We start from the raw sequence: 26736 nt of genomic DNA, 5'->3' as shown, positions 1-26736 counted from the left end.
CACTTAAGGACGGAACTGGGCTACACCCAATTCATCTGCCACCCCATCAGGACGGCGATTCAGGATCTCAGCCGGACTGACGTCCTGACGCAGCCCCATTTCAGATTCAGTACGGATAATTTTACCACGTAATGAATGAGGCAGTGCTTCGGTGATTTCCACATCAACAAACTGACCAATCAGACGGGCATCGCCGGCAAAATTCACCACGCGGTTATTTTCGGTACGACCACGCAGTTCCATGATGTCTTGACGGGATGGCCCTTCCACCAGAATACGCTGGACGGTGCCATGCATCTGGCGGCTGTATTGCATTGCCTGATTATTGATAGTTTGTTGCAGATGAGCCAGACGCTCTTTTTTCACCTCAAGCGGGGTGTCATCGGGCATATCGGCAGCCGGTGTGCCGGGACGGGCACTGAAGATGAAGCTGTAGCTGGTATCAAACTGAATGTCTTCAATCAGTTTCATTGTTTTCGCAAAGTCGTCATCGCTTTCGCCAGGGAAGCCGACAATGAAATCGGAGCTGATCAGAATGTCTGGGCGTACGGCTTTCAGCTTGCGGATCTTCGATTTGTATTCCAACGCCGTGTGCGGGCGTTTCATCATCGATAAGATCTTGTCGGAACCGCTCTGCACCGGCAGATGCAGGAAATTTACCAGTTCCGGTGTGTCTTTATACACATCGATGATGTCATCGGTAAATTCAATCGGGTGGCTGGTGGTGTAGCGCAGACGATCGATACCATCGATGGCGGCAACCAGACGTAGTAATTGCGCAAACGAGCAAATGCCACCATCGTGCGTTTCGCCACGATAGGCATTCACGTTCTGACCCAGCAGGTTGACTTCGCGCACGCCCTGTTCCGCCAGTTGTGCGATCTCATACAGCACGTCATCCAGCGGGCGGCTGACCTCTTCACCACGGGTATAAGGCACCACACAGTAAGTACAATATTTGGAACAACCTTCCATAATGGAAACATACGCCGTCGGGCCTTCAGCACGCGGTTCTGGCAGGTTGTCGAATTTCTCGATTTCCGGGAAGGAGACATCGACCTGTGCACCGTGGCCTGCTTTGACCTGTTTGATCATATTAGGCAGACGGTGCAGCGTTTGCGGACCAAACACCACGTCAACATTCGGCGCGCGAGAACGGATGGCTTTGCCTTCCTGCGAAGCCACGCAACCGCCAACTGCGATCACCAGCTCCGGATTTTTCTTTTTCAGTTCTTTCCAGCGTCCTAGCTGGTGGAACAGTTTTTCCTGCGCTTTTTCGCGGATAGAACAGGTATTCAATACCAGCAGGTCAGCTTCTTCCGGAAGCTCGGTGGTTTCATAACCCAGTGAACTGGTCAACAAATCTACCATTTTGGCCGAGTCATACTCGTTCATCTGGCAGCCCCAGGTTTTGATATGCAGTTTCTTGCTCATGGATTGCTTGGCTGACTCACTATTAACAAAGACGCAGTATTCTACTTGGTTAGTCAGGTACTGACTATATTTGCGGCATTAAGCTGACCGAAATTCACATCTTTCCGTCAAAACAGCGCTGTTATTCCCTGAATGTGCTAGTTATCAGCGCGTCGACTTTCCTCTATAATACGCGGTCTTTTGTGGAACAATCGTGGGTTAACACTATGCCGATGTATCAGTACGAATGTACGCATTGTGGCCATCAGCTTGCGAAACTGCAGAAAATGTCTGATGCGCCGCTGGTGGACTGTCCAGCCTGCTCTCAGGCTGCATTGAAAAAATTACTTTCTGCTCCGGGCTTTCGCTTAAAAGGCGGTGGCTGGTATGAAACCGACTTTAAAACCGGAACAAAGAAAAATCTGGCAACATGCGATTCAGCACAGGGCGGATGCAAAGGTTGTCCGGCTGCTGGCGAATAATTACATAATACCTCTGGTAAAACCGGAGCTAAAAATTCAGTAAAGGAATTAATCATGCGTAGCATTTACTGTGGTCAGGTGACAAGTAGCCATGTCGAACAGACCGTCACCCTGTGTGGTTGGGTGCATCGCCGTCGTGATCTGGGCGGTCTGATTTTCATCGACATGCGTGACCGAGAAGGCATTGTTCAGGTGTTCTTTGATCCGGATAAACCGGAAGCGTTCGCGCTGGCTTCAGAACTGCGTAATGAATTCTGTATCCGTGTGACCGGTGTAGTACGTGCCCGTCCAGAGAGCCAGATCAATAAGGACATGGCGACCGGTGAAATCGAGGTATTCGCGCATGGTCTGGAAATCATCAATCGCGCCGAGCCGCTGCCGCTGGATTTCAACCAGACCAACACCGAAGAACAGCGTCTGAAATACCGTTATCTGGATCTGCGTCGCCCGGAAATGGCGGCTTCCCTGAAAACCCGTGCCCGTATTACCAGCTTTGTGCGCCGTTATATGGATGAACATGGTTTCCTCGATATCGAAACGCCGATGCTGACCAAAGCCACACCGGAAGGTGCGCGTGACTATCTGGTGCCAAGCCGTGTGCACAAAGGCAAATTCTATGCTCTGCCACAGTCACCACAGTTGTTCAAACAACTGCTGATGATGTCTGGTTTCGATCGCTACTATCAGATCGTTAAATGCTTCCGTGATGAAGATCTGCGTGCAGACCGTCAGCCAGAATTTACCCAGATCGACGTGGAAACCTCGTTCCTGAACGCCGAACGGGTGCGTGAGCTGATGGAAAATCTGATCCGGGGCCTGTGGCAAAACACCATTGGTGTGGATCTGGGCCAATTCCCGATCATGACTTTCGATGAAGCGATGCGCCGTTACGGTTCTGACAAACCGGATCTGCGTAACCCAATGGAAATGGTGGATGTCGCCGATCTGTTGAAAGAAGTGGCTTTTGCTGTATTTGCCGGCCCGGCGAACGATCCGAAAGGTCGTGTGGCGGCGCTGCGTGTACCGGGTGGTGCCCAGCTGTCGCGTAAACAGATTGACGAATACACCCAGTTCGTTGCGATCTACGGCGCGAAAGGTCTGGCCTGGATGAAGGTCAATCAGGCCGCTAACGGTCTGGAGGGTGTCCAGTCTCCGGTAGCCAAATTCCTGAACGATGAAATCGTGCGTGAAATTCTGGCACGGACGGGGGCTCAGGATGGCGACATCATTTTCTTCGGTGCTGACAGCAAGAAAGTCGTGTGTGATGCCATTGGTGCTCTGCGTCTGAAAGTGGGCCGCGATCTGAATCTGGTGGAAAACTGCTGGAAACCGCTGTGGGTCATCGACTTCCCGATGTTTGAAGAAGACGGCGAAGGCGGTGTCACTGCGATGCACCATCCGTTTACCGCACCGAAAGATTTCACGCCAGCACAGCTGGAAGCCGATCCGCTGGCGGCGTATGCCAATGCCTATGACATGGTGATCAACGGCTACGAAGTGGGTGGTGGTTCGGTGCGTATTCACCGTGGCGATATGCAGCAGGCGGTTTTCCGTACTATCGGTATCAACGAAACTGAACAGAAAGAGAAGTTCGGCTTCCTGCTGGATGCGCTGAAATTTGGTACGCCACCACATGCCGGTCTGGCCTTCGGTCTGGATCGTCTGACCATGCTGCTGACGGGCACTGACAACATTCGTGATGTGATTGCGTTCCCGAAAACCACCGCTGCCGCGTGTCTGATGACGGATGCTCCAAGCTTTGCTAACGATCAACAGTTAAGCGAACTGGCTATCAAGACTACGGTGATTGCCCGCAACGTTGACGAACAATAATTTTGTTTTCCGGGTAACGCGGCTTTTGTGGCGGGAATGCTACCGTCACCACGTTACCCACTGATTTTAGCTGATAGATTCAGCGCTAATTTTTATCAGGAGAGAGTTATGGCAGGTCACAGTAAGTGGGCCAACATTAAACACCGTAAAGCGGCTCAGGACGCGAAACGCGGTAAAATTTTCACTAAGCTGATCCGTGAAATCACCACTTCTGCTCGTCTGGGTGGTCCGGATGCCGGCTCTAATCCGCGTCTGCGTGCGGCGGTTGCTGCGGCGCTGTCACAGAACATGACCCGTGATACCGTTGATCGCGCAATCAAGCGTGGTGCGGGTGGCGATGATGGCGTTGAGCTGGAAACATTGGTATATGAAGGTTACGGTCCGGCTGGTACGGCGGTGATGGTTGAATGTATGACTGACAACCGTAACCGTACCGTATCCGGTGTGCGTCATGCCTTCACCAAGAGCGGTGGTGCTTTGGGGACTGACGGCTCAGTGGCTTATCTGTTCACCAAAAAAGGCGTGATTTCATTCGCGGAAGGCGATGAAGATGCGATCATGGAAGCTGCGTTGGAAGCGGGTGCGGACGATGTTGAAACCAATGAAGATGGTTCTATCGACGTTTACACCTCACCAACAGATTTCGGTTCAGTGCTGGATGGCTTAGAAGCCGCTGGTTTCAAACCAGATAACGCAGCCGTCAGCATGATCCCAAGCACTGAAGTCGATCTGAATGCAGACGATGCACCGAAGCTGATGAAGCTGATCGATATGCTGGAAGATCTGGACGATGTGCAGGAAGTTTACCACAACGGCACTATGTCTGATGAAGTGGCAGCAACACTGGAATAATCCTTCCTGTTTTGCTGAGAAAAAGGAGCTGCGGCTCCTTTTTTTATTTCCTACGTTTGTTTCTGGGTTTATTTCTGACGTGTTACCCTGCTGTCAGTGACTTTTCTCGGTTTATTGTTGTTATGCCCATTATTCTTGGAATTGACCCTGGTTCCCGTATTACCGGCTATGGCGTGATCCGCCAGCAGGCCGGCAAGGTGGAATATCTGGGATCGGGATGTATCCGGACCAGCGGCGATCATTTGTCTGAAAAACTGAAGCAGATCTATGATGGCATCAGCGAAATCATTCTGCAGTTTAAGCCGGAATTATTTGCCATCGAACAGGTGTTCATGGCGAAAAACCCCGATTCGGCACTGAAACTGGGGCAGGCGCGTGGCTGCGCCATTGTCGCTGCCGTCAATGCCGGTTTGCCGGTGGCGGAATATGCCGCCCGTCAGGTCAAGCAGTCGGTCGTCGGGACGGGGGCGGCTGATAAAGAACAGGTGCAGCATATGGTCAAACAGTTATTGAAACTGCCGGCTTGCCCGCAGGCGGATGCCGCCGATGCGTTGGCGGTGGCACTCTGTCATACCCATACCCAGCAAAGCCTGATCCGCATGGCGGGTAAGGTGCATGGCACGGTGCGCGGACGTCTCAGATAAACGCTGAATAACTGGATGTTCATCCAGTTATTTATTATGCTACAGCAGAACTTTTGGCATAGGAGCAAGGCTCGTGATTGGCAGACTGCATGGCATCATCATTGAAAAATCCCCTCCAGAAATTCTGCTCGACGTCGGTGGTGTTGGCTATGAACTGCAGCTACCGATGACCTGTTTCTATGAGTTACCTGCTGTCGGGCAGGAAGCCACTCTCATCACGCATTTTGTGGTACGCGAAGATGCTCAGTTGCTATACGGCTTTAATACCAAACAGGAACGCACCCTGTTCCGTGAATTGCTGAAAGCCAATGGTGTTGGCCCGAAACTGGCGCTGGCGATCATGTCCGGCATGTCAGCCAATCAGTTTGTTGCCTGTGTTGAACGCGAAGATGTTTCTTCACTGGTGAAATTGCCAGGAGTGGGTAAGAAAACCGCTGAACGTCTGATTGTTGAGATGAAAGATCGCCTCAAAGGCTGGACGACGCATGATCTGTTCACGCCTTATACCGATGCGGCCCCTGCCGATAACATCAGTGCGGCGGAACCTGCGGATACGATTGAGAGTGAGGCTGTTGCGGCATTACTGGTGTTAGGCTACAAACCACAGCAGGCCAGCTTAGTGGTCAGCAAGGTAATCAAACCGGAGATGACGGTGGAAAATGTCATCCGCGAAGCACTGCGTGCCATGCTGTAACGGAAACTGAATCATGATTGAAGCGGATCGACTGATAGCTCCGGCCACAGTGACAACAGAAGAAGAACAACTCGATCGTGCCATTCGCCCGAAAATGCTTGCTGATTATCAGGGGCAGGATCAGGTGCGCACGCAGATGGAAATTTTCATTGAGGCGGCGCGTCGTCGCAGCGAAGCCTTGGATCATGTATTGATTTTTGGGCCGCCAGGTTTGGGTAAAACAACATTGGCAAATATCGTCGCCAATGAAATGGGGGTCAATATTAAAACCACCTCCGGCCCGGTCTTGGAAAAAGCCGGTGATCTGGCGGCGTTACTGACCAATCTTGAGCCGCATGATGTGCTGTTTATCGATGAGATCCATCGACTGAGCCCAGTGGTGGAAGAGGTGCTCTATCCGGCGATGGAGGATTACCAGCTCGATATCATGATTGGTGAAGGACCGGCAGCGCGTTCCATCAAGCTCGAACTGCCGCCGTTTACGCTGATTGGCGCCACCACGCGGGCGGGCTCGCTGACATCGCCGCTGCGTGATCGTTTCGGCATCGTACAGCGTCTGGAATTCTACAAGATTGAGGATCTGGCACATATTGTCGCGCGCAGTGCCAGTTGCCTCGGCTTATCACTCGATACGCAAGGTGCCTTTGAAATTGCCAAGCGAGCTCGCGGTACGCCCCGTATCGCCAATCGTCTGCTACGTCGAGTGCGAGATTTTGCGGAAATCCGCTCCGACGGCCATATTTCCGACCAGATCGCAGCACAGGCGTTGGATATGCTGGACGTGGATAATGCCGGTTTTGATTACATGGACAGAAAACTGCTGCTGGCGATCATCGATAAATTTATGGGCGGCCCGGTCGGCGTGGAAAACCTCGCAGCCGCCATCGGGGAAGAGAAAGAAACGATTGAGGATGTGTTAGAGCCTTATCTGATCCAGCAAGGCTTTCTGCAGCGTACACCGCGAGGCCGTATCGCAACCCCCAGAGCTTACCTTCATTTTGGTCTTACCACTCCAGAGCGTCAGAGTTAATTCTGACGTTCAACTCCTGTTACATTGAGTTTGATACTTCCATCGATATCACAAAATTAAGATTTTCTTTTTTGTTAAAATGTTGTTAATAATATTTTAATTGAATTATTTCTCGTAAAAAGAATATTGCGAATTAGCTCTCAATTCATCTGGGAATAATTACTTTGTTTATTGAGTTAAATCAATGAAAAGAGTTTAAGATTATCTTAAGTGACCGTTCTTGTTTACAATATCACGCGTTAAATTATTTTAATAAATTGTTAAATATCAGCGTTTTTTCTAATTTCTGTTTTCGCCAAAATGCTAAGTTTTAGCTACATTTATAGCAAAAATGATCCAAATTTGTGTTAAATGGTATAACATTTACTGGAAATACTACATTAACGTAGCGATGTCGTTTTTACCGACGGAGTCTGCCAACAATGTCACTTAAATGATGAGGAATAATCATGATCAATGAACTTGTGGTTGATCTGTCGCGGATGCAATTTGCCGCCACAGCTCTCTATCACTTCCTGTTCGTTCCATTAACACTGGGGATGACTTTTATCCTGGCAATAATGGAGTCAGTGTATGTGATGACCAACAACCCGATCTATAAGGATATGACCAAGTTCTGGGGTAAGTTATTTGGTATCAACTTTGCTCTGGGTGTGACAACTGGTCTGACCATGGAGTTTCAGTTTGGTACTAACTGGTCATATTACTCACATTATGTGGGTGACATTTTCGGTGCGCCATTGGCCATTGAAGGTTTGATGGCATTCTTCCTGGAATCCACTTTCGTCGGTATGTTCTTCTTCGGCTGGGATCGTCTAAGCAAACGTGAACATCTGGTTGCTACCTGGTTGATGGCTATTGGTACCAACTTGTCAGCATTGTGGATTCTGGTTGCCAATGGCTGGATGCAATTTCCTGCAGGTTCTGAATTTAATTTTGAAACCATGCGTATGGAAATGGCGAGCTTTGCCGATCTGATTTTCAACCCGGTGGCTCAGGTTAAATTCGTGCATACCGTGGCGGCAGGTTACACCTGTGGTTCTATGTTTGTACTGGGTATCTCATCCTATTACCTGCTCAGAAAACGTGATATTCCTTTTGCCCGCCGCTCGTTTGCCATTGCAGCCGCGTTTGGTATGGCATCTATTTTGTCAGTATTAGTGCTGGGTGATGAATCAGGCTACCGTACCGGTGAAGTCCAGAAGGCTAAACTGGCAGCGATTGAATCACAGTGGGAAACGCACGCCGCTCCTGCACCATTCACTGCATTTGGTATTCCTGACCAGAAAACACATTCAACCAAATATGCCATCGAAATTCCCTACGTCGCCGGGATCATTGCAACTCGTTCTATTACAGAAGAGATCACTGGCCTGAAAGATTTGATCACGCAGAATGAACAGCGTATCCGTAATGGTATGCAGGCATTTGCATTGATGAAGAAACTGCAGGCAGGGGAAAAGACACCTGAAAATCTGGCTAAATTCAAAACATTGAAATCGGATCTTGGCTACGGTCTGTTGCTGAGCCCATATGCGCCGAATATTGTCGATGCAACGGATGCGCAAATCAAACAGGCTGCGGATGATTCCATCCCGCCGGTTGCACCAGTCTTCTTCTCCTTCCGTATCATGGTGGGGGCTGGGATACTGATGCTGCTGCTGATTGGTACAGCATTCCTGGATAGCTGCCGTCATCGTATTGGCGATCGTACCTGGTTATTGAAAGCATTATTGTGGGGCATTCCTTTACCTTGGATCGCCATTGAATCTGGCTGGGTGGTTGCAGAGATTGGTCGTCAGCCATGGACTATCGGGGAAGTACTACCGACCTACTTGTCGTCTTCAACCTTAACGACAGGTGATGTGCTGTTTTCCATGATTGGCATCTGTGCGTTCTATACCGTGTTATTGATCGTGGAAATGTACCTGATGTTCAAGTTTGCCCGTAAAGGTCCGAGCAGCTTGAAGACCGGTAAATATTTCTATGAAGCAGAACAGGCATAAGAGGGATCCATCATGTTTGATTACGAAATACTGCGTCTGATTTGGTGGGTTCTGATCGGGGTGTTACTGATTGGATTCGCCGTCACGGACGGTTTTGATATGGGCGTTGGCGCTTTACTGCCTATTTTAGGAAAAACAGACACCGAACGTCGTGTCATGATCAATACCATTGCACCGCATTGGGATGGCAATCAGGTTTGGTTAATTACCGCAGGCGGCGCGTTATTTGCTGCCTGGCCGATGGTGTACGCTACAGCTTTTTCCGGGTTCTACATTGCAATGATCCTGACCCTGATGGCGTTATATTTCCGCCCTGTCGGTTTTGATTATCGCTCTAAACTGGAAAATTCACGCTGGCGGAATAGCTGGGACTGGTGTCTGTTCCTCGGCGGTTTTGTGCCACCTACTGTCATTGGTGTTGCTTTTGGTAACTTACTGCAAGGCGTTCCGTTCAGTGTTGATACGCTGATGCGTACCACCTATGAAGGCACATTCCTGCAATTACTGAATCCTTTTGGATTATTGGCCGGGGTGGTGAGCCTGATGATGTTTGTCACTCAAGGTGCTACCTGGTTGATGATGAAAACAGAAGGCGAATTACAGGATCGTGCCCGTAAAACCGCTATGCTGACCGCACTGCTGACTATGGTGTTGTTCGCAGTCGCCGGTTTCTGGGTCGCTCATGGCATCAATGGCTATACCATTGTGAAATTCGCAGGTACAGAAGCCGCTTCTAACCCGTTAAATAAAGAAGTGGCGGTTTCGGCTGGGGCGTGGATGCAGAACTACAGCCTGTACCCTTGGATGATTGCAGCTCCGGTTGTCGGTTTAGTCATGGCGCTGTTTACCATTCTGGCTGCTCGGTTTGACAAAGCGGGTTTTGCATTCCTGTTTTCATCATTGATGATTGCGGGCGTGATCCTGACTGCTGGTTTCTCAATGTTCCCATTTGTGATGCCATCCAGTTTGAATCCGGCACAAAGTCTGACCATGTGGGATGCTACGTCATCTCAGAATACACTGACCGTCATGACTTTTGCGGCAGCCATTTTTGTACCGATCGTACTGGGTTATACCATCTGGACTTACGTGAAGATGTTTGGCCGTGTCAGCAATCAGTTTGTTGAAAAGAACAAACATTCAGTCTACTAGGAGGCATTATATGTGGTATTTCACATGGATTCTGGGGCTGTTGCTGGCCTGTGCATTTGGCATTATCAATGCGCTGTGGCTGGAACATACCGAAAATCTGGATCGTCGTACTGATAAATAACTCAGTCTGTCGTACAAAAAAGCCACCCTCATCCGGTGGCTTTTTTATTGGATAAATAAAGTGAGCAAGATCACCTTCTTTCCTTAATCTTGCTGCGGTATCATACGCCCGTCTTACGACTGCGGGATGAGCTCGATGGTCAACACAGAGTTTAGCTGGCCAGTACGGATCTATTACGAAGATACCGATGCTGGTGGCATAGTATACAACGCAAACTATCTGAAATTTCTGGAACGTGCGCGAACAGAATGGCTGCGATTGCTAGGAATCGAACAGGATTGGCTTTTACAGCAGGATGTTGCCTTTGTCGTGCGTCATATCGATATTGAATTCCGTAATGCAGCTTGTTTTAACCAGCTACTGGCAGTGTCTTGCCGGGTTGCGCAGTTAAAACGGGCCTCGATGATATTTTCCCAAGAGATTGTAGACGAATCTGGCCGGGAAATAGTGGCTGCCAAGGTCACTATTGCCTGCGTCAGATTATCTGCAATGAAACCTATTGCTATTCCTGAAGATGTAAGTGGAGTGATTGCTCGTGCAACCAGCTGAAATGTCGTTTACCAACTTGATTTTGCAAGCCAGTCCGTTGGTTCAGATTGTTATGTTGATCCTGTTGTCCATGTCGATTGCATCATGGGCAATTATTGTACAACGCACCAAAATTTTAAAAGCCGCCCGATTCATTTCGGATCAATTTGAAGAGCGTTTCTGGTCAGGAATCGATCTGAATCGCCTCTATCAGGAATGTGCCAACCGCCGTGATGAATTAAGCGGATTGGAACAGATTTTCTATTCCGGATTTAAAGAGTTTGCTCGCTTGCACAACAGTGGGCTTAAAAATCAGGAAATGATCATGGATGGCACTTATCGTGCGATGCGTGTTTCTCTTTCCCGTGAAATGGATGAGTTAGAAACGCATCTGCCGGTATTGGCAACGATCGGTTCTATCAGCCCTTATATCGGTTTGTTTGGTACCGTATGGGGGATCATGCATGCCTTCATCGCACTCTCTGCCGTAAAAAATGCGTCCTTAGCAATGGTCGCACCACCGATTGCAGAAGCACTGATTGCAACGGCAATGGGTCTGTTTGCTGCTATTCCGGCTGTTGTGGCCTACAACCGTTTCAGTACTAAGCTTGAGCGTCTGGACAATGCTTATGTCAACTTCATGGATGAGTTTTCTACGATTCTAAATCGCCAGCTTGGCAGCAAAGGTGAGTAATCATGCACGTCAACAAACGTAGCAAAAGACGCGCAGTTGCCGAGATTAACGTGGTGCCTTATATCGACGTCATGTTGGTATTGCTGATTATTTTTATGGCAACAGCACCCGTCGTTATGCAGAGTGTAAAAGTGGATTTACCACAAACAGATTCTCAGCCTCTGTCAGAAGATTCCGATCCCCCCGTCATCGCGCAGGTTGATAAAGATACTCACTACTCGTTACGGCTGGGTGAGGAAGATGAAAAAGATATGGCGGACTTGATTCAGTTAGCTGGTGCTGTTTCTGAATATCATAAAACACATCCCAATAGCCCCGTTGTTGTCGCTGGTGCCAAAGAAGTGCAATACGACGCTGTCGTTCAATTGATGGCTGCACTGAAAGAGGCGGGAGTGGAAAACGTCGGCTTAATGACCGATTCACTAGACAAGAAAAAATAACAGAAACGGAGTAGTGGCGTCGTGAAACGAGGCATGAGCGGTCCGATAGTTATCTCTATCATACTGCATGCACTGTTGATCCTGATGTTCATTTTAAAATGGAATCTGGATAAGCCCAAACGACCCGCTGGCGGCGGCGGTGGCGGTGGCGGCATTGTGAATGCAGTGGTGATTGATCAGTTGAAATTTGATCAGCACAAACAATTTGTGAAGCAGCAAAAAGCTAAAAAAGCTGAAGCAGCAAAAGAACAGGCAGCAGCCAAAGAAGCCGCTGCAGAAGCTGTTCGCCAGGAACAACTTAAGAATGCGATCCGGCTGAAACAAGAGAAACAGCAACAAAAAGACGCGAAAGAAAAAGCGCGTAAGCTGGAAATCGAAAAGCAAAAAGTCGAGGCTGAGAAAAAGATCGCGCTTGAGAACAAGAAAAAAGAAGAACTGAAGAAAAAACAGGACGAAGAGAAGAAGCTGGCGGATCAAAAAGCAGCAGAAGCGAAAGCAGAAAAGCTGAAAGCCGAACAGGACGCCAAGAAAAAAGAAGAAGAGAAAAAGAAACTCGAAGAACAGAAAAAACTCGAAGAGCAAAAGAAATTAGAGGAACAGAAGAAACTCGACGAGAAGAAAAAAGCGGAACAAGCAGCAAAAGAAAAAGCCGAGAAATTGAAGGAAGAAAAAGCCGCCAAAGCAAAAGCAGCGAAAGAGGCTAAAGAAAAGGCCAAACGTGATGCGGCTGATGCGAGTAAGCTGGAAGATGAATTATTGAAAGATGATAGCGGTGGCGCAGCGGCCGGACCATCAGGTAATAGTTCGAAACCTTCAACATCTGCCGGTCCTGGCGGTTCTGGCGGTGGTGATCCGGGATATGGTGATAAGATCGCCAATATGATCGAGCAACGAATGTTGATTGATCAAAACATGAAAGGTAAGAGTTGTATTGTCAAAATAAGATTGGCACCTGATGGTCTTGTTCTGAGTGCAACAGCGGGTAGTGGCGACCCTGCAATTTGTCGTGCAGGTATTACCGCGATTAATATGATCGGTACGTTCCCGGCACCTCCATCGGAGAAGGAACGCACTATTAACGCAACAATACAGCCTGAGTAATGATGGTTATTATTAATTTTGTAACAACCGGGAAATGAATAAAGATGAAGAAACTCTTGATAGCATTGATAGGATGGTTGTGGTTTAGTCAGTCTGCCATGGCAGAACTGGATATTCTGGTAACCGGTGGTATGGATAGCGGTCGTCCTGTCGCAGTTGTGCCTTTTAAATCAGATAGCGCATTGCCAGAAGATGTGGCTAATGTTATTAGCTCTGATTTGATGCGTAGCGGTAAATTTAATCCGCTGAGCCGTAGTTCCATGCCGGAACAACCTGCACAAAGTGGTCAAGTTAATTATGCAACCTGGTCTGCTTTGGGAACAGAAGCTGTGGTGGTCGGGCATGTCGAAGCAGCTGGTGCTGGTCAGTACCGTGTGACCTTTGAACTGGTTGATGTTGCTAAAGGTAAATCAGGCGGCAACGCGGTATTAGCTAGTAGTGTTGCTACTGTGACAGCCAAGCAACTGCGCAAATATGCCCATCGCATCTCAGACATCGTTTATGAAAAATTGACTGGTGAACGCGGTGCTTTCATGACCAGTATTTTGTATGTGACCGTGGATCGTTCTCAACCAATGCCATATCACTTAATGTTGGCTGATTATGACGGTTACAATGAACGCATGCTACTTCGCTCTCGTGAGCCGATCATGTCACCTTCATGGGCACCGGATGGACGTAGAGTTGCGTATGTGAGTTTTGAAAAACGCACTCCGGCCATTTTTATTCAGGATCTCTATTCTCAGGCGCGTACCATGTTGATGTCATTCCCCGGTATTAACGGAGCACCTGAATGGTCACCGGATGGTCGTTCGATGGCGGTGGTATTATCTAAAGATGGTCAGCCAGATATTTATACAGTTGATATCGCAACTCGTCGTCTGAACAGATTGACGACTGATCCGTCTATTGATACTGAACCAACGTGGAGTGCTGATGGCCGCTCGGTCTTCTTCACATCCGAGCGAGGCGGCAGACCGCAAATTTATAAAGTAGATGTAGCATCACACAGCACCAGCCGTGTAACATGGCAAGGTGATTCAAATCTCGAAGCGTGCGCTACGCCTGATGGCAAAGCACTGGTGATGGTCAGTAAGGTTCAGGGTGCATATCGAATTGCACGTCAGGATCTAAATGGCGGTGGTGTGTATGTACTGACAACGTCTTCACTTGATAAATCACCAAGTGTTGCACCAAATGGCAGTATGATCATCTATAGCACTGTATATCAAGGTCGCCAGGGGCTGGCGCTGGTATCGGCAGACGGGCGTTTCAAAGCTAACTTACCTTCCGCGAAGGGAGAAGTTCGCTCTCCAGCCTGGTCACCGTTTATGAATTAATCCGAGCAAATGTATCAAGGATATGAAAATGAAAATTAACCCGCTGCTGAAAACGCTGCTGATTGCAATTCCACTGGTTACGCTGGCTGCTTGTAGCCATAAAAAAGGCTCTAGCTCTGCTGATGTAAATGGTATGGGTGCTGGTCAAGGTGTAGAAACCTCTGGTCTGGATTCAGGTTTGTCAGCTGACGCACAGGCAAAACAGCAGTTTGAGTCATTGAAACAAGACAACATTGTTTATTTTAACTACGATTCAGATGCAATCGAGGGGCAGTACGCTCAGTTGCTACAAACGCATGCCGATTTCCTGAAAAGCCACAACACAGTCAAAGTGTTGATTGAAGGCCATACAGATGAGCGTGGTACACCAGAGTACAACATCGCATTGGGTGAACGTCGTGCAAAAGCCGTCGCGAAATATATGCAAAACCTGGGTGTAGATGTTTCTCAGTTGTCAGTTGTGAGCTACGGTGAAGAAAAACCAGCTGATCCTGGTCATACCGAAGAGGCTTTCAGCCACAACCGTCGTGCGGTCTTGGTTTACTAAGGTTTGATATTGATGGGCAACCTCAATTATGTAAAAGCGGCCACCTTGATGGCCGCTCTTTTTTCTGTCTCTCTGGCAGTACGTGCGGATGATCTGGAAGATCGCGTTGTGAAACTGGAGCGCATGGTCAATTCCAGAGGTTTATCTCAGGTTGAAATGCAACAGCAGATTGATTCTTTAACCAATGATGTCCGGACATTAAGAGGACAGCTTGAGGAATCGAATCATAAGCTACAGCAAGTGACAGATCGTCAGAAATCGCTGTATGACGAATTAGATAAGATGCAGCAGGCACAGCAGAGCTCAGCCCCTCAGGCGAATAGTTCTGCAGCGTCAGCTACGCAGCCACAACCTACAACGGAACAATCGCCTGCATCCCAGCCGGCACAGGCAGCAGCCGTAGCAAAAGAGGCTGTAACAAAACAGCAGAGTGACGCCTCTCCAGCCAAAGCAGCACCTGCCAGTGGGTCTGAGAACAAAGAATATGAAGCAGCGGTTAATCTGGTCATAAAAGATAAAAATTATGCCAAGGCGATCCCGGCATTTGATACGTTTATTACCAATTATCCGAATTCATCATTGCAACCAGGGGCTCATTACTGGCTGGGGCAGTTATTGTTGAATCAGGGCGATCGTGAAAAAGCGAAGGTTCACTTCCTGACAGTTGCGCAGAAATACAAAGATTCACCAAAACGTCCGGAAGCAATTTATAAGCTGGGTGTTATCTCAAAAGCAGAAGGTGATACAGAAAAAGCGAATAAATTCTTCCAACTGGTCATAAAACAATACCCTAATACTTCCGCCGCTCAGTTGGCGCAGAAAGCATCTGGTGGTTAATAATAAGTTAAAATTGGTCTAAAATAAGGAAAATTGGTTGAACGATGAGCAAACAGGAAAAAATCATTACTTTTCTGTTGCGTCGGAAACGTAAATCCGTATTATAGGCCGCCGTTGGCAGGGCACAAAGCAAAGCCAGCAAAGAGTGGGTCGTTAGCTCAGTCGGTAGAGCAGCGGACTTTTAATCCGTTGGTCGAAGGTTCAAATCCTTCACGACCCACCACTAATTCCCAGGTCGCTTAGCTCAGCTGGGAGAGCACCTCCCTTACAAGGAGGGGGTCACTGGTTCGATCCCAGTAGCGACCACCAGATTTAAGATTTTCAGTGGGTCGTTAGCTCAGTCGGTAGAGCAGCGGACTTTTAATCCGTTGGTCGAAGGTTCAAATCCTTCACGACCCACCACTAATTCCCAGGTCGCTTAGCTCAGCTGGGAGAGCACCTCCCTTACAAGGAGGGGGTCACTGGTTCGATCCCAGTAGCGACCACCAGATTTACATGATTACATTCCCATATGTAGCATGGTGGAATTAGGTCGCTTAGCTCAGCTGGGAGAGCACCTCCCTTACAAGGAGGGGGTCACTGGTTCGATCCCAGTAGCGACCACCAAAGTTTAGTTATAAAAAAGTGTGGGTTGTTAGCTCAGTCGGTAGAGCAGCGGACTCTTAATCCGTAGGTCGAAGGTTCGATCCCTTCACAACCCACCAGTTCCCAGGTCGCTTAGCTCAGCTGGGAGAGCACCTCCCTTACAAGGAGGGGGTCACTGGTTCGATCCCAGTAGCGACCACCAGCTTCAAACGATGGGTCGTTAGCTCAGTCGGTAGAGCAGCGGACTTTTAATCCGTTGGTCGAAGGTTCAAATCCTTCACGACCCACCATCTCTCCTAATTCACTAAATTCCTCTTCTGTTTTGCATAAGCATTCATTTTATTAAGCATTTTAACAATGGCATTTAGCAAGCCTTCCATCTCAGTTATAATCGGCCAAAGCATTAATGTAATTCGGAGTCAGCTATGAATAGCTCAGTCAATGTGGTTGAAATTGATTATCCTTTCCCACAAATTCCAGCCCCCTTGTCTGTTGAACGTAAACAGGAATTGACTGCGCGTATTTCTGAATTACTGAAAGCGAAAAATGCGGTATTAATTGCGCATTATTATACTGATCACGACATTCAGGCTTTGGCAGAAGCAACCGGTGGGTTTATAGGTGATTCGCTGGAGATGGCAAAGTTTGGCAAGCAGCATCCCGCACAAACCCTGATTGTGGCTGGCGTGCGTTTTATGGGTGAAACAGCGAAAATTCTGAGTCCTGAAAAACAGGTGCTGATGCCAACATTACAGGCTGAATGCTCCTTGGATCTTTCTTGTCCTGTCGACGAGTTCTCTGCATTCTGTGATGCACACCCTGACCATACCGTGGTTGTCTATGCCAATACCTCGGCAGCGGTGAAAGCCCGCGCTGATTGGGTCGTGACGTCGAGTATTGCCTTAGAAGTAGTAGAACATCTCGATGCTGAAGGTAAAAAAATTATCTGGGCACCGGATCGTCATTTAGGCGCTTATATTGAAAAGAAAACGGGTGCTGAAATGTTGCGCTGGCAGGGGGCATGTATTGTTCATGATGAATTTAAAGCAAAAGCCTTGGCGCGTTTGAAAGCTGAGCATCCTGATGCTGCAATCTTGGTGCATCCTGAATCACCTGCTGCAGTAATTGATATGGCCGATGCAGTAGGGTCAACCACACAATTGATTAAAGCCGCGCAGCAGTTGCCACACCAAACATTGATTGTAGCGACTGACCGCGGCATCTTTTATAAGATGCAGCAGGCGTGCCCAAATAAAGTCATGATTGAAGCGCCAACCGGAGGCGATGGGGCAACTTGCCGTAGTTGTGCGCATTGTCCTTGGATGGCGATGAACGGTTTGGAAGCGATTTATGCCGCCTTATCAGAACAAGCCCAGAAACATGAAATTCAGGTGGAAGAAGCGGTACGCTTGAAGGCATTGGTGCCGCTAAATCGCATGTTGGATTTTGCGACAGGTTTACAGCAGAAAGTAACCAGTAATATTTAACGCTAGGAATATTAATGATAATGGGCAGGCCGAATAGGTCTGCCCACTGGCCTCACGCAATATAACGCAGTGTGGCACTCAGAGTGTGTTCGTCACCCGACGTAACACTTTCACCTTCGCCAGTCAGTGCTGTTTCAACGCAAACCATTGATTGCCAGCGATCGCTATCAAAGTCTGCCATACCTGCAGCACCCTGCTCCCAAGGATTCCAGACCACGACAGAATTGGCGTTGCCATTATCCATCTGAATGGTTTCATAGCCATTCGTGAAGGTGACTGTGGTTTCAGGAGCGGTATATACACGGTCAACGGCTGCAGTCAGTACAAAATCGCCTTGTTGTGTGCCTTCGCTCTTGGTCAGTTTATCAAGGAAGTGAGCACCTAAACCGGAAACTTTAACTGATGCTGTATCTCGGGTGTCAAAGTAGCTGTGCAAAGCAGCCCGATAACGAAGCTCGCTGTCACCTGTGTTGGTAGTGGTCAGAGACATGGTGAGTTCAGCGCCGATTAATACTTCAAACTCCAGTCGGAACGCATGTGGCCATAATGCAAGTGATTCGGGCGAACTTTCTAATAGCAGATGGACTAAGGTCCCTTCAGCCAGTTCACTCACGCCTTCGATTTGCCAATTCATGTTGCGGGCAAAACCATGAGCCTGTTTGCCTAAGCCTACGTCATCGGGAGATGGGCCAAACCATGGCCAACAGATAGGAACGCCGCCACGAAACGGTTTAGAGCCATCCTGTGCAGTGGTATGGCTCATCCATAGTAGAGGGTGCTTACCCTTTGCCTGGTAATGCATCAGGTGTGCACCAAACAGGGATATGGCGGCTTCAGCGTGTTCATTCTGAATGACCAGATAAGAGAGCCCTTTATCACCGCTGGCCAGAGATACATGTGCTGTCAGTGCTTTTTGTATTGTCAGGTTAAAATTTTCAAGCATGATCATTTTCCTCGTACAAAAACAAAAAAGGCAGCCCTAAGGCTGCCTCTTAAACTCATTCAGGATGAGCGCTCAATTATTTAGAGATGTGAGCGATCAGGTCCAGAACTTTGTTTGAGTAACCGATTTCGTTGTCATACCAAGAAACCAGTTTCACGAAGTTGTCGTTCAGAGCGATACCAGCTTTGGCATCGAATACTGAAGTCTGTTTTTCACCAACGAAGTCAGTTGATACAACTTCATCTTCAGTGTAACCCAGAACGCCTTTCATTTCGCCTTCAGATGCTGCTTTCAGAGCTGCACAGATTTCAGCGTAAGTAGCTGGTTTAGCCAGGCGGCAAGTCAGGTCAACTACAGATACGTCTGGAGTTGGAACACGGAAAGCCATACCAGTCAGTTTGCCTTTCAGTTCTGGGATTACCACGCCAACTGCTTTAGCTGCGCCAGTTGAAGATGGGATGATGTTCTGAGCCGCGCCACGGCCACCGCGCCAATCTTTAGCAGATGGGCCGTCAACAGTTTTCTGAGTAGCGGTAGTAGCGTGAACAGTAGTCATCAGACCTTCAACGATGCCGAATTTGTCGTTGATAACTTTAGCCAGTGGAGCCAGGCAGTTGGTGGTGCAAGATGCGTTAGAAACGATGTCTTGACCAGCGTAAGAAGTGTGGTTAACACCCATTACGAACATTGGAGTTGCATCTTTAGATGGGCCAGTCAGAACAACTTTCTTAGCACCAGCAGCGATGTGTTTACGAGCGGTTTCGTCAGTCAGGAACAGACCAGTTGCTTCTGCAACTACGTCAGCGCCGATAGCGTCCCATTTCAGGTTCGCTGGGTCACGTTCTGCAGTTACACGGATAGTTTTGCCGTTAACAACCAGGTTGCCGTCTTTAACTTCTACAGTGCCTTTGAAACGACCGTGAGTTGAGTCGTATTTCAGCATGTAAGCCATGTAATCAACGTCGATCAGGTCATTGATACCAACAACTTCGATGTCTGAACGTTCGAAAGAAGCGCGGAATACGAAGCGACCGATACGGCCAAAACCGTTAATACCTACTTTGATAGTCATAGTTGTACCCAACATGTGTTCAAGGGAAAAAATTCGAGTATGAATTTACAAGAATTAAGGGGGAGTGAGCAACTACCAAGCGACTTTTAATTGCGATATATCATGAAATAGTCAATTTGTTTACTGCACATAGCCTGATTTATGCTAAGTCAAGTCGCGATTATTATTTTTTTTTGGATAAATTATGGTCGATTGAACTAAACAAAAATAATTGCTGGTGGTCAGGTCACATTCAGTATTACCTTCAATATGTGAAAATCAGGGTTTACCAAGTGGCACTGATAATTAGTAGCCTGAATTATTCAACGGGAGGATATGATGGACGATCTCCTTGAGTTACTGGCAAAAAAACGTGGGATAGGGCAGGAATATACCGATATCTGGGGTAAGACGACGCAGACTTCACCGGAAAATAAGCGGGCGATATTAACAGCGATGGGATATGTTCCCTCTGATCCGGAAGTATTGGCAGGCCAGATTGCTGATGATGATATGACGCATTGGCAGCAAATTTTAGATCCGGTTTATGTACGCAGACAGCAGGCTGAATTTCAACTTGTTTGCCGGTTGCCTGCCGAGGCGGTGTTTCCAACGGGGTGGCGGATTGAGCTTGAATCTGGCGATCAAATACAAGGTTTGCTTGATATTGCTGAAAATCAAAAAATAAAATCCTTTCAATATAATGAATTCTTATTTTCAGAATACTTAATTAATATTCAGCATAATATTCCTTATGGTTATCATAAGTTTGTTCTTTTATCTGGCAATAATGCGGAAATATTAGCGACATCTTCTTTAATAATTACACCTCATCACTGTTTCCAGGCCGAATTTATTCAGCAAAATCAAAAATGCTGGGGCCCCAGTGTGCAGTTATATAGTTTGCGCAGTCAGCGAAACTGGGGCGTGGGCGATTTTACTGACCTGAAAACGTTGATTCGTGGTGTTGTCGCATGGGGCGCTGATTTTGTTGGCCTGAACCCCATTCATGCTTTATATCCGGCTAATCCAGACGCGTGCAGTCCTTATAGTCCTTCGTCTCGGCGCTGGCTCAATATTATTTACATTGATGTTGAGGCCATTCCCGAATTTCAGGCCAATCCTGAAATACAAAAAATGCTATCGGCAGAAGAAGAACAGGAGCAGTTGCGACAATTACGCGCTGTGTCATGGATCGATTATAAGGCGGTGTTTGCATTCAAACTCCGCTGGTTACGGCAATTATTTGAGAATGCTGACCTTTCAGCTCGTACTGAGCGGGGACGTGCGTTTGCTGAATATATTACAGTCGGTGGCGAAAGTTTATTGCAGCTTGCTACTTTCGATGCACTGCAGAATACCTTGTATGCCGGTGGCTTAGAGGCATGGGGACCACCAGTCTGGCCGGATGCGTATCGGGATTATGAATCACCCGCGGTGAAAACCTGGATTGCTTCACATCAGCTCGATATCCGTTTCTATCTGTTCTTGCAGTGGGTTGCTGAACAACAGATGACAGAAGCGGAGCAATTGGCAAAAGTGCTGGGTATGAAAATTGGTTTGTATCGTGATCTGGCCGTGGGTGTTTCGGAAGGATCATGTGAGATATGGGCCAATAAAGATTTGTATTGCCCTAAAGCCAGCATTGGGGCTCCGCCTGATCCGCTTGGTCCTCAGGGACAAAATTGGGGGTTACCACCCATAGATCCGATGCGGCTCTATCACTCGGCTTATCAGCCATTTATCGAATTGCTTCGGGCCAATATGCGAGGTTGTGGTGCTTTGCGTATTGATCACGTTATGGGTTTACGTCGTTTGTGGTGGGTGCCGCCGGGTGCGCCGTCTAGTATGGGGGCATATGTCTATTATCCCGTAGAGGATTTGCTGGCTATTCTGGCGTTGGAGTCTCATCGGCAGCGTTGTATGGTCATTGGCGAAGATCTTGGTACTCTGCCTCCCGAAATGAAAACGTTGTTGCACGAGAATGGTATCTATTCCTACAAGGTTTTCTTCTTCGAGCGTGCGTTGGATGGCGGCTATTTTTCTCCAGCTCATTACCCGGCTCAGGCGATGTCCGCATTGACCACTCATGATATGCCCACACTGAGAGGATTCTGGCATTGTGATGATCTCTCATTAGGTCGTGAATTGGGACTCTATCCAGATGAAGAGAAGCTGCAGGATCTGTATCGGGAACGACACAGTGCCAAGCAGGCAGTCTTGGATTCCTTACACTGGCACAAGATGTTGCCAGATAGTATTGGACATGATGTCAGTTGGGTCGGGATGAGTTCAGTATTATCGCACGCGCTACAGGAGCATATGTGCCGAGGAAATAGTGCTCTGTTCAGTACTCAACTCGAAGACTGGCTGGAGATGGATAAACCGGTGAATGTGCCGGGAACCAGTACGGAATATCCGAATTGGCGCAGAAAATTAAGTCGGGATCTTGAGAGCTTTTTGAATGATCCCACATTGGCGGCGTTGGCTAGCCGGCTGACCAATGCAAGAAAACAACTGCAAAAAAATTAATATCAGCGAGTTATTGTTTCAGTAGCTGATGATCTTTCGTGAGTATTAGGGGTTTTATATGCTGTTAAGAGAGCTGAATGAGGCGCGTTGCGGGCAGCCTTTTGAAAAACTGGGTTGGGTTTACAATAAAGAACAATCTCTGTGGTCTCTGCGCGTTTGGTTACCACATGCCACTGCGGTTGCAGTTCGTCGGATAGAAAGCAAGGCGGTGGAATGTAATCTGGATTGTTTGAATCCTGAAGGCTTATTTGAGGCGGCATTTCCTGGTTTAAGCGATCCTTTTACATATGTTTTGCAGGTGAACTACCCAGACGCGAAAACGGAAATCGTTGATCCGTATCAGTTCCATGATGAAGCGTTTCGTGGTTTGGCTGAGTTGAAACACAGTGCCGATAATCTATATCGCACGCTGGGTGCTCAGTTGATGGAAACGGAAATCAATGGCGTTTCTGTGAAAGGGGTTCGTTTTGCCGTGTATGCCCCAAGTGCCATGGCGGTCAGTCTGATTGGTGACTTTAACTACTGGGATGGACGCCGTCATCCTATGCAACGCAGTTTGTGCGGTCACTGGGTCTTGTTTGTTCCGGGGCTTGAGGTCGGAACTCGTTATAAGTTTGAATTGAAAGATTTATACGGCCACTGCTTACCGCATAAAGCTGACCCGGTGGGGTTTTATGCAGATCAGTATCCATCGTTTGCCTCTGTTGTGTATGACCACAAGCAATATGCGTGGCATGATGCTGATTGGCAACAATCCCAGCGCAATAATAAGCTGGAACAGCCGCTGTCTGTTTATGAAATGCATTTTGCCTCGTGGAAACGGCATGAAGATGGCAGTTCTCTGAGCTATCGTGAAATGGCGGATCAACTGATCCCTTATCTGCAGGAAATGAATTATACCCACATCGAGCTGATGCCGATTATGGAACATCCATTTTCGGGTTCCTGGGGTTATCAGCCTCTCGGCTTGTTTGCGCCTACCAGTCGTTTCGGTTCAGCGGATGATTTCAAATACTTTGTCGATTGCTGCCACCAGGCCGGTATCGGCGTGATCCTTGACTGGGTGCCTGCGCACTTCCCATCAGATTCACATGGATTGGCGCGTTTTGATGGTACGCCGTTGTATGAATACGAAGATCCCCGTCGTGGCTGGCATCCGGATTGGAACTCTTATATCTATGATTTCGGGCGTGACACCGTTCGTCAGTTTTTGATTGCCAGTGCCCTGTATTGGTTGGATCACTTCCATATCGACGGTTTACGCGTTGATGCCGTTGCTTCCATGTTGTACTGGGATTATTCCCGCGATGACGGGCAGTGGGTGCCAAATGTTGATGGTGGTAATCACAACTACGAAGCAATTTCGCTGCTGCAATGGTTTAACCGTGAGGTCTATGAGCGTTATCCGCATGCGATGACCATTGCCGAGGAGTCGACCGCATTTGCTGGGGTCTCTCGTCCTACCTATACCGGCGGATTGGGTTTCACCTTTAAGTGGAATATGGGATGGATGAATGATTCATTGCGCTATATGGCAAAAGAACCCATTCACCGTAAATACCATCACAATGATTTGACCTTCTCGATGGTGTATCACTATAACGAAAACTTTGTTCTGTCGTTGTCTCACGATGAAGTAGTGCATGGTAAACAGTCACTGCTTTATAAAATGCCGGGTGATGAATGGCAGCAGGCGGCGAATCTGCGCACCTATATGGGATATATGTATGCGCACCCCGGGAAAAAACTGAATTTCATGGGAACGGAAATCGCGCAGGCGAGTGAATGGGACCATGATGGGCAGTTGGACTGGTGGCTGCTTGGTTTTGACAAGCATCGTGGTCAGAAAAACCTGATCCGCGATTTGAATAAACTCTATCGCTCTGAACCCGCATTATATGATGCCGATTATTTACAAACCGGTTTTGAATGGCTGGATCATGCTGATTGGGAAAACAGCTCATTGCTGATGTTGCGTCGGAATAAAGAGCAGGATAGCTTTATTATTGCGGCATGTAACTTTACACCTGTACCTCGAGATGGTTTCCGTATTGGAGTTCCAGAAGAAGGCCGCTATCACATTGTGCTGAATACGGACAACAGTGAATATTGGGGTGGAGACTATTTCGTCGGTGCTGAGGTATTCCATTCTGAAAACGTGGAATCACACGGGAAAAGTCACTCCATTGTGTTGAACCTGCCGCCATTGGCTACCGTATTTATCAAAAAAATGGCTGAGTAAAACAGCGTAGAGGCACCCGTTGCGGTTTTGCGGGTGCCGAATGGAGTTAAGACGATGACGGATCAATACACATTGTTATCTGGCAGAGATGCCCCTTTGGGGGCAATGTTAGATGTGAAAGGATGCAATTTTGTCTTATGGGCTCCAGAGGCGGAGCGTGTTGAACTATGTCTATTTGATGCAAAAGAACAAGAGGTTGCCCGGATCCGTTTTCGTGAGCGCCGAGGTCATCTCTGGTATGGTTATGTGCAGGGTGTCACATCCGGCACGCTCTATGGTTATCGGGTTTATGGCCCGCATCAACCGGAACATGGTCTTCTCTTTGACCCACAAAAACTACTGCTAGATCCTTACGCAAAGGAACTGTCTCGTGCTTTGGAATGGAATGAAGAACAATATCAGGGCGATAGCCAGCGCATGATGCCTAAGGCCGTCGTGTGGGATGATGAGTTCGATTGGCAGGGCATCGTGTCACCACATCATAACGATGCACAGACGATTTTGTATGAAGTGCACGTTAAGGGTTTCACAAAATTGCACCCGGAATTACCGGAACAATTACGTGGAACCTATCTCGGATTGTGCCACCCTACGGTAATTCGTTATTTGAAAGAACTGGGGATCACGGCAGTTCAACTGATGCCTGTCGCCAGTTTTATGAGCGAACCGCGATTAATTCAGCTGGGATTGAAGAATTACTGGGGCTATAACTCGCTCTGTTTCATGGCGCCGGAACCGCGTTATGCGGTGAAACATGCCATCACTGAATTCAAAACTATGGTGCGAGAGCTGCACCGTGCCGGCATTGAAGTCATTCTTGATGTGGTGTTTAACCATACCGCGGAAGGGGGCAATGGCGGGCCGATCTTAAGCTATAAAGGTTTAGATAATCGCAGTTATTACTGTTTTGATAATGGGGCATTTGGCCCGGATTATACCCATTACAGTAATGTCACCGGCTGTGGCAATACGTTTAATGTGGATCACCCGAATGCGCTGCGTCTGGTGATGGATAGCCTGCGGTATTGGGTGACCGAGATGCATGTCGATGGTTTCCGTTTCGATCTGGCGGTGACGTTGGCCCGCGAAGGGGGAGAATTTGATCCTTATGGTGGTTTTTGTAAGGCTCTGATGCAAGACCCGGTTTTACGCAATGTTAAATTGATTTCTGAACCTTGGGATATTGGTCCGTTTGGTTATCGGTTAGGGCAGTTCCCGACGCAGTGGCGTGAATTAAATGATCGTTATCGGGATACGATCCGTTCATTTTGGCGTGGTGATATGGGTAAGATGGCCGAGTTTGCCACTCGCTTGCTTGGGTCGCGCGATATCTTCCCGAAATCATTGCGTGTCATCCATTCGAGTGTGAATTTCGTGTGTTATCACGATGGCTTCACACTGGAAGATACGGTCAGTTATGAGCAACGCCATAATCAGCCCAATTCAGAAGAAAACCGCGATGGACACGGCCATAATTTGTCGAAAAATTATGGTGTGGAAGGGCCAACACGGGAATCACGTATTAGCCGGATCCGGTTACAACAGAAACGGAACATGCTGGCAACGCTATTGCTATCGCAAGGTATTCCTCATTTGTTGGCTGGCGATGAAATTGGTCGTACCCAGATGGGAAATAACAATGCCTATTGTCAGGATAACCGGATCAGCTGGGTGAACTGGCAACTTAACGAGGAAGATGAAGGGTTACTGACCTTTGTGAAACAGATGATCCGCATCCGCCGGGCAGCCAGTGCATTTACGGAATTACACCTTGGCGATGATCACTATTTTGGCATACGCACTACGCCGGATACGGTGCATTGGTATCATCCGGATGGCAGTGAATTAACCGAAGGTGACTGGAATGCGCCGTCTGCGCAAGCGTTGGTCATGGAAATTGTTGCAAAAGAGAGCCGGGAACATTGGCTTGTCTTATTTAATTCCAGTGCCTATGACATTCATTTCCGCTTGCCGGAGCCAGCAGACAGTTATAGCTGGACGTTGGCAGCAGATACGGCAGCACATGACGGTAAACGTTTGTTATTAGATGATTTGCCGCAGCTGGTGGCCGTATGCAGTGCCCATGCAATGAAGCTATTACGAGCATGTCCACCGCAGGGATGTGATATCAATTAAAGTTTCTGATTAACCTTATTGTTTGTAGTTTGAATCTGTTTCCTCA

Annotated in this window: 23 protein-coding genes and 8 tRNA genes; 28 read left to right on the top strand and 3 right to left on the bottom strand. The window is 48.0% G+C overall.

Going from position 1 to position 26736, the window contains the following annotated elements:
• Positions 1-3 precede the first annotated feature (3 nt).
• Complete coding sequence (gene miaB, locus H027_RS0105390; protein WP_024871489.1) at positions 4-1434, bottom strand: tRNA (N6-isopentenyl adenosine(37)-C2)-methylthiotransferase MiaB; 1431 nt, start codon at positions 1432-1434, stop codon at positions 4-6.
• Positions 1435-1640: 206 nt separating this feature from the next.
• Here miaB and H027_RS0105385 point away from each other — a divergent pair, with 206 nt between their 5' ends.
• The 25 genes from H027_RS0105385 (at position 1641) to nadA (ending at position 17786) form a co-directional block, all read left to right on the top strand.
• On the top strand, positions 1641-1895 hold the full coding sequence (locus tag H027_RS0105385) for an FmdB family zinc ribbon protein (RefSeq protein ID WP_024871488.1): 255 nt from the start codon (positions 1641-1643) through the stop codon (positions 1893-1895).
• A 54-nt stretch (positions 1896-1949) separates the two neighbouring features.
• Entirely contained in the window at positions 1950-3728 is a 1779-nt protein-coding gene (aspS, locus tag H027_RS0105380) for an aspartate--tRNA ligase (RefSeq protein ID WP_024871487.1), read from the top strand.
• Between the two features lie 108 nt (positions 3729-3836).
• Positions 3837-4580, top strand: a complete 744-nt coding sequence (locus H027_RS0105375) for a YebC/PmpR family DNA-binding transcriptional regulator (protein ID WP_024871486.1) — start codon at positions 3837-3839, stop codon at positions 4578-4580.
• Between the two features lie 122 nt (positions 4581-4702).
• Positions 4703-5224 (top strand): crossover junction endodeoxyribonuclease RuvC, encoded by a 522-nt coding sequence (gene ruvC, locus H027_RS0105370; RefSeq protein WP_024871485.1) that lies wholly within the window; start codon positions 4703-4705, stop codon positions 5222-5224.
• 73 nt (positions 5225-5297) lie between these two features.
• Entirely contained in the window at positions 5298-5918 is a 621-nt protein-coding gene (gene ruvA, locus H027_RS0105365) for a Holliday junction branch migration protein RuvA (protein ID WP_024871484.1), read from the top strand.
• A gap of 13 nt (positions 5919-5931) precedes the next feature.
• The gene (gene ruvB, locus H027_RS0105360) at positions 5932-6948 is read left to right on the top strand and encodes a Holliday junction branch migration DNA helicase RuvB (RefSeq protein ID WP_024871483.1); all 1017 of its coding nucleotides are present in this window, start codon (positions 5932-5934) and stop codon (positions 6946-6948) included.
• 449 nt (positions 6949-7397) lie between these two features.
• The gene (locus H027_RS0105355; RefSeq protein WP_024871482.1) at positions 7398-8954 is read left to right on the top strand and encodes a cytochrome ubiquinol oxidase subunit I; all 1557 of its coding nucleotides are present in this window, start codon (positions 7398-7400) and stop codon (positions 8952-8954) included.
• Between the two features lie 12 nt (positions 8955-8966).
• Positions 8967-10106, top strand: a complete 1140-nt coding sequence (gene cydB / locus H027_RS0105350; RefSeq protein ID WP_024871481.1) for a cytochrome d ubiquinol oxidase subunit II — start codon at positions 8967-8969, stop codon at positions 10104-10106.
• Between the two features lie 10 nt (positions 10107-10116).
• Positions 10117-10227, top strand: a complete 111-nt coding sequence (gene cydX / locus H027_RS18645) for a cytochrome bd-I oxidase subunit CydX (RefSeq protein ID WP_024871480.1) — start codon at positions 10117-10119, stop codon at positions 10225-10227.
• 135 nt (positions 10228-10362) lie between these two features.
• Entirely contained in the window at positions 10363-10776 is a 414-nt protein-coding gene (ybgC, locus tag H027_RS0105340; protein ID WP_024871479.1) for a tol-pal system-associated acyl-CoA thioesterase, read from the top strand.
• A 1-nt stretch (position 10777) separates the two neighbouring features.
• Positions 10778-11449, top strand: coding sequence for a protein TolQ (tolQ, locus tag H027_RS0105335; RefSeq protein ID WP_038149178.1), 672 nt, complete (start codon positions 10778-10780; stop codon positions 11447-11449).
• 2 nt (positions 11450-11451) lie between these two features.
• On the top strand, positions 11452-11889 hold the full coding sequence (tolR, locus tag H027_RS0105330; protein ID WP_038149177.1) for a protein TolR: 438 nt from the start codon (positions 11452-11454) through the stop codon (positions 11887-11889).
• 33 nt (positions 11890-11922) lie between these two features.
• On the top strand, positions 11923-12990 hold the full coding sequence (gene tolA / locus H027_RS18270) for a cell envelope integrity protein TolA (protein ID WP_024871476.1): 1068 nt from the start codon (positions 11923-11925) through the stop codon (positions 12988-12990).
• Positions 12991-13034: 44 nt separating this feature from the next.
• Positions 13035-14330, top strand: coding sequence for a Tol-Pal system beta propeller repeat protein TolB (gene tolB, locus H027_RS0105320; RefSeq protein ID WP_024871475.1), 1296 nt, complete (start codon positions 13035-13037; stop codon positions 14328-14330).
• 28 nt (positions 14331-14358) lie between these two features.
• Positions 14359-14877: a peptidoglycan-associated lipoprotein Pal gene (gene pal, locus H027_RS0105315; protein ID WP_024871474.1), complete on the top strand. Its 519-nt coding sequence runs from the start codon at positions 14359-14361 to the stop codon at positions 14875-14877.
• 12 nt (positions 14878-14889) lie between these two features.
• Entirely contained in the window at positions 14890-15714 is an 825-nt protein-coding gene (gene ybgF, locus H027_RS0105310) for a tol-pal system protein YbgF (protein ID WP_024871473.1), read from the top strand.
• Between the two features lie 147 nt (positions 15715-15861).
• A tRNA-Lys gene (locus H027_RS0105305) sits at positions 15862-15937 on the top strand.
• A gap of 10 nt (positions 15938-15947) precedes the next feature.
• Positions 15948-16023, top strand: a tRNA-Val gene (locus H027_RS0105300).
• Positions 16024-16040: 17 nt separating this feature from the next.
• Positions 16041-16116 (top strand) — tRNA-Lys (locus H027_RS0105295).
• A 10-nt stretch (positions 16117-16126) separates the two neighbouring features.
• Positions 16127-16202: transfer RNA gene (locus H027_RS0105290), tRNA-Val, on the top strand.
• 42 nt (positions 16203-16244) lie between these two features.
• Positions 16245-16320, top strand: a tRNA-Val gene (locus tag H027_RS0105285).
• 22 nt (positions 16321-16342) lie between these two features.
• Positions 16343-16418 (top strand) — tRNA-Lys (locus H027_RS0105280).
• A 7-nt stretch (positions 16419-16425) separates the two neighbouring features.
• Positions 16426-16501: transfer RNA gene (locus H027_RS0105275), tRNA-Val, on the top strand.
• A 12-nt stretch (positions 16502-16513) separates the two neighbouring features.
• Positions 16514-16589 (top strand) — tRNA-Lys (locus H027_RS0105270).
• 135 nt (positions 16590-16724) lie between these two features.
• Positions 16725-17786, top strand: a complete 1062-nt coding sequence (gene nadA / locus H027_RS0105260; RefSeq protein ID WP_024871472.1) for a quinolinate synthase NadA — start codon at positions 16725-16727, stop codon at positions 17784-17786.
• A 52-nt stretch (positions 17787-17838) separates the two neighbouring features.
• On the opposite strand, the gene H027_RS0105255 is transcribed toward nadA, so the two are convergent.
• Both H027_RS0105255 and gapA read right to left on the bottom strand, forming a co-directional pair.
• Positions 17839-18729 (bottom strand): D-hexose-6-phosphate mutarotase, encoded by an 891-nt coding sequence (locus H027_RS0105255; RefSeq protein WP_038149176.1) that lies wholly within the window; start codon positions 18727-18729, stop codon positions 17839-17841.
• A 76-nt stretch (positions 18730-18805) separates the two neighbouring features.
• Positions 18806-19801 (bottom strand): glyceraldehyde-3-phosphate dehydrogenase, encoded by a 996-nt coding sequence (gapA, locus tag H027_RS0105250; protein ID WP_024871470.1) that lies wholly within the window; start codon positions 19799-19801, stop codon positions 18806-18808.
• A 318-nt stretch (positions 19802-20119) separates the two neighbouring features.
• On the opposite strand from gapA, the gene malQ reads away from it, so the two are divergent.
• From malQ to glgX, 3 genes are read left to right on the top strand one after another with little or no spacing between them, the layout of a single operon-like run.
• Complete coding sequence (malQ, locus tag H027_RS0105245) at positions 20120-22312, top strand: 4-alpha-glucanotransferase (RefSeq protein WP_024871469.1); 2193 nt, start codon at positions 20120-20122, stop codon at positions 22310-22312.
• 58 nt (positions 22313-22370) lie between these two features.
• Positions 22371-24554 (top strand): 1,4-alpha-glucan branching protein GlgB, encoded by a 2184-nt coding sequence (gene glgB, locus H027_RS0105240; RefSeq protein ID WP_024871468.1) that lies wholly within the window; start codon positions 22371-22373, stop codon positions 24552-24554.
• Between the two features lie 54 nt (positions 24555-24608).
• Positions 24609-26690, top strand: a complete 2082-nt coding sequence (glgX, locus tag H027_RS0105235; protein WP_024871467.1) for a glycogen debranching protein GlgX — start codon at positions 24609-24611, stop codon at positions 26688-26690.
• Positions 26691-26736 lie beyond the last annotated feature (46 nt).

The organism is Tolumonas lignilytica (genome assembly GCF_000527035.1).
In the GTDB taxonomy this organism is placed as follows: domain Bacteria; phylum Pseudomonadota; class Gammaproteobacteria; order Enterobacterales; family Aeromonadaceae; genus Tolumonas; species Tolumonas lignilytica.
This window is presented reverse-complemented; position numbering and strand designations above follow the sequence as displayed.

Excerpts from the sequence above, each read along its gene's own strand:
- H027_RS0105385 (WP_024871488.1), top strand. The coding sequence starts at position 1,641 with ATGCCGATGTATCAGTACGAATGTACGCATTGTGGCCATCAGCTTGCG.
- malQ (WP_024871469.1), top strand. The coding sequence starts at position 20,120 with ATGGACGATCTCCTTGAGTTACTGGCAAAAAAACGTGGGATAGGGCAG.
- glgX (WP_024871467.1), top strand. The coding sequence starts at position 24,609 with ATGACGGATCAATACACATTGTTATCTGGCAGAGATGCCCCTTTGGGG.
- cydB (WP_024871481.1), top strand. The coding sequence starts at position 8,967 with ATGTTTGATTACGAAATACTGCGTCTGATTTGGTGGGTTCTGATCGGG.
- ybgF (WP_024871473.1), top strand. The coding sequence starts at position 14,890 with ATGGGCAACCTCAATTATGTAAAAGCGGCCACCTTGATGGCCGCTCTT.
- tolQ (WP_038149178.1), top strand. The coding sequence starts at position 10,778 with ATGTCGTTTACCAACTTGATTTTGCAAGCCAGTCCGTTGGTTCAGATT.
- glgB (WP_024871468.1), top strand. The coding sequence starts at position 22,371 with ATGCTGTTAAGAGAGCTGAATGAGGCGCGTTGCGGGCAGCCTTTTGAA.
- H027_RS0105255 (WP_038149176.1), bottom strand. The coding sequence starts at position 18,729 with ATGCTTGAAAATTTTAACCTGACAATACAAAAAGCACTGACAGCACAT.
- tolB (WP_024871475.1), top strand. The coding sequence starts at position 13,035 with ATGAAGAAACTCTTGATAGCATTGATAGGATGGTTGTGGTTTAGTCAG.
- tolA (WP_024871476.1), top strand. The coding sequence starts at position 11,923 with ATGAGCGGTCCGATAGTTATCTCTATCATACTGCATGCACTGTTGATC.
- nadA (WP_024871472.1), top strand. The coding sequence starts at position 16,725 with ATGAATAGCTCAGTCAATGTGGTTGAAATTGATTATCCTTTCCCACAA.
- ruvB (WP_024871483.1), top strand. The coding sequence starts at position 5,932 with ATGATTGAAGCGGATCGACTGATAGCTCCGGCCACAGTGACAACAGAA.
- tolR (WP_038149177.1), top strand. The coding sequence starts at position 11,452 with ATGCACGTCAACAAACGTAGCAAAAGACGCGCAGTTGCCGAGATTAAC.
- ybgC (WP_024871479.1), top strand. The coding sequence starts at position 10,363 with ATGGTCAACACAGAGTTTAGCTGGCCAGTACGGATCTATTACGAAGAT.
- miaB (WP_024871489.1), bottom strand. The coding sequence starts at position 1,434 with ATGAGCAAGAAACTGCATATCAAAACCTGGGGCTGCCAGATGAACGAG.
- aspS (WP_024871487.1), top strand. The coding sequence starts at position 1,950 with ATGCGTAGCATTTACTGTGGTCAGGTGACAAGTAGCCATGTCGAACAG.
- cydX (WP_024871480.1), top strand. The coding sequence starts at position 10,117 with ATGTGGTATTTCACATGGATTCTGGGGCTGTTGCTGGCCTGTGCATTT.
- H027_RS0105375 (WP_024871486.1), top strand. The coding sequence starts at position 3,837 with ATGGCAGGTCACAGTAAGTGGGCCAACATTAAACACCGTAAAGCGGCT.
- gapA (WP_024871470.1), bottom strand. The coding sequence starts at position 19,801 with ATGACTATCAAAGTAGGTATTAACGGTTTTGGCCGTATCGGTCGCTTC.
- pal (WP_024871474.1), top strand. The coding sequence starts at position 14,359 with ATGAAAATTAACCCGCTGCTGAAAACGCTGCTGATTGCAATTCCACTG.
- ruvC (WP_024871485.1), top strand. The coding sequence starts at position 4,703 with ATGCCCATTATTCTTGGAATTGACCCTGGTTCCCGTATTACCGGCTAT.
- H027_RS0105355 (WP_024871482.1), top strand. The coding sequence starts at position 7,398 with ATGATCAATGAACTTGTGGTTGATCTGTCGCGGATGCAATTTGCCGCC.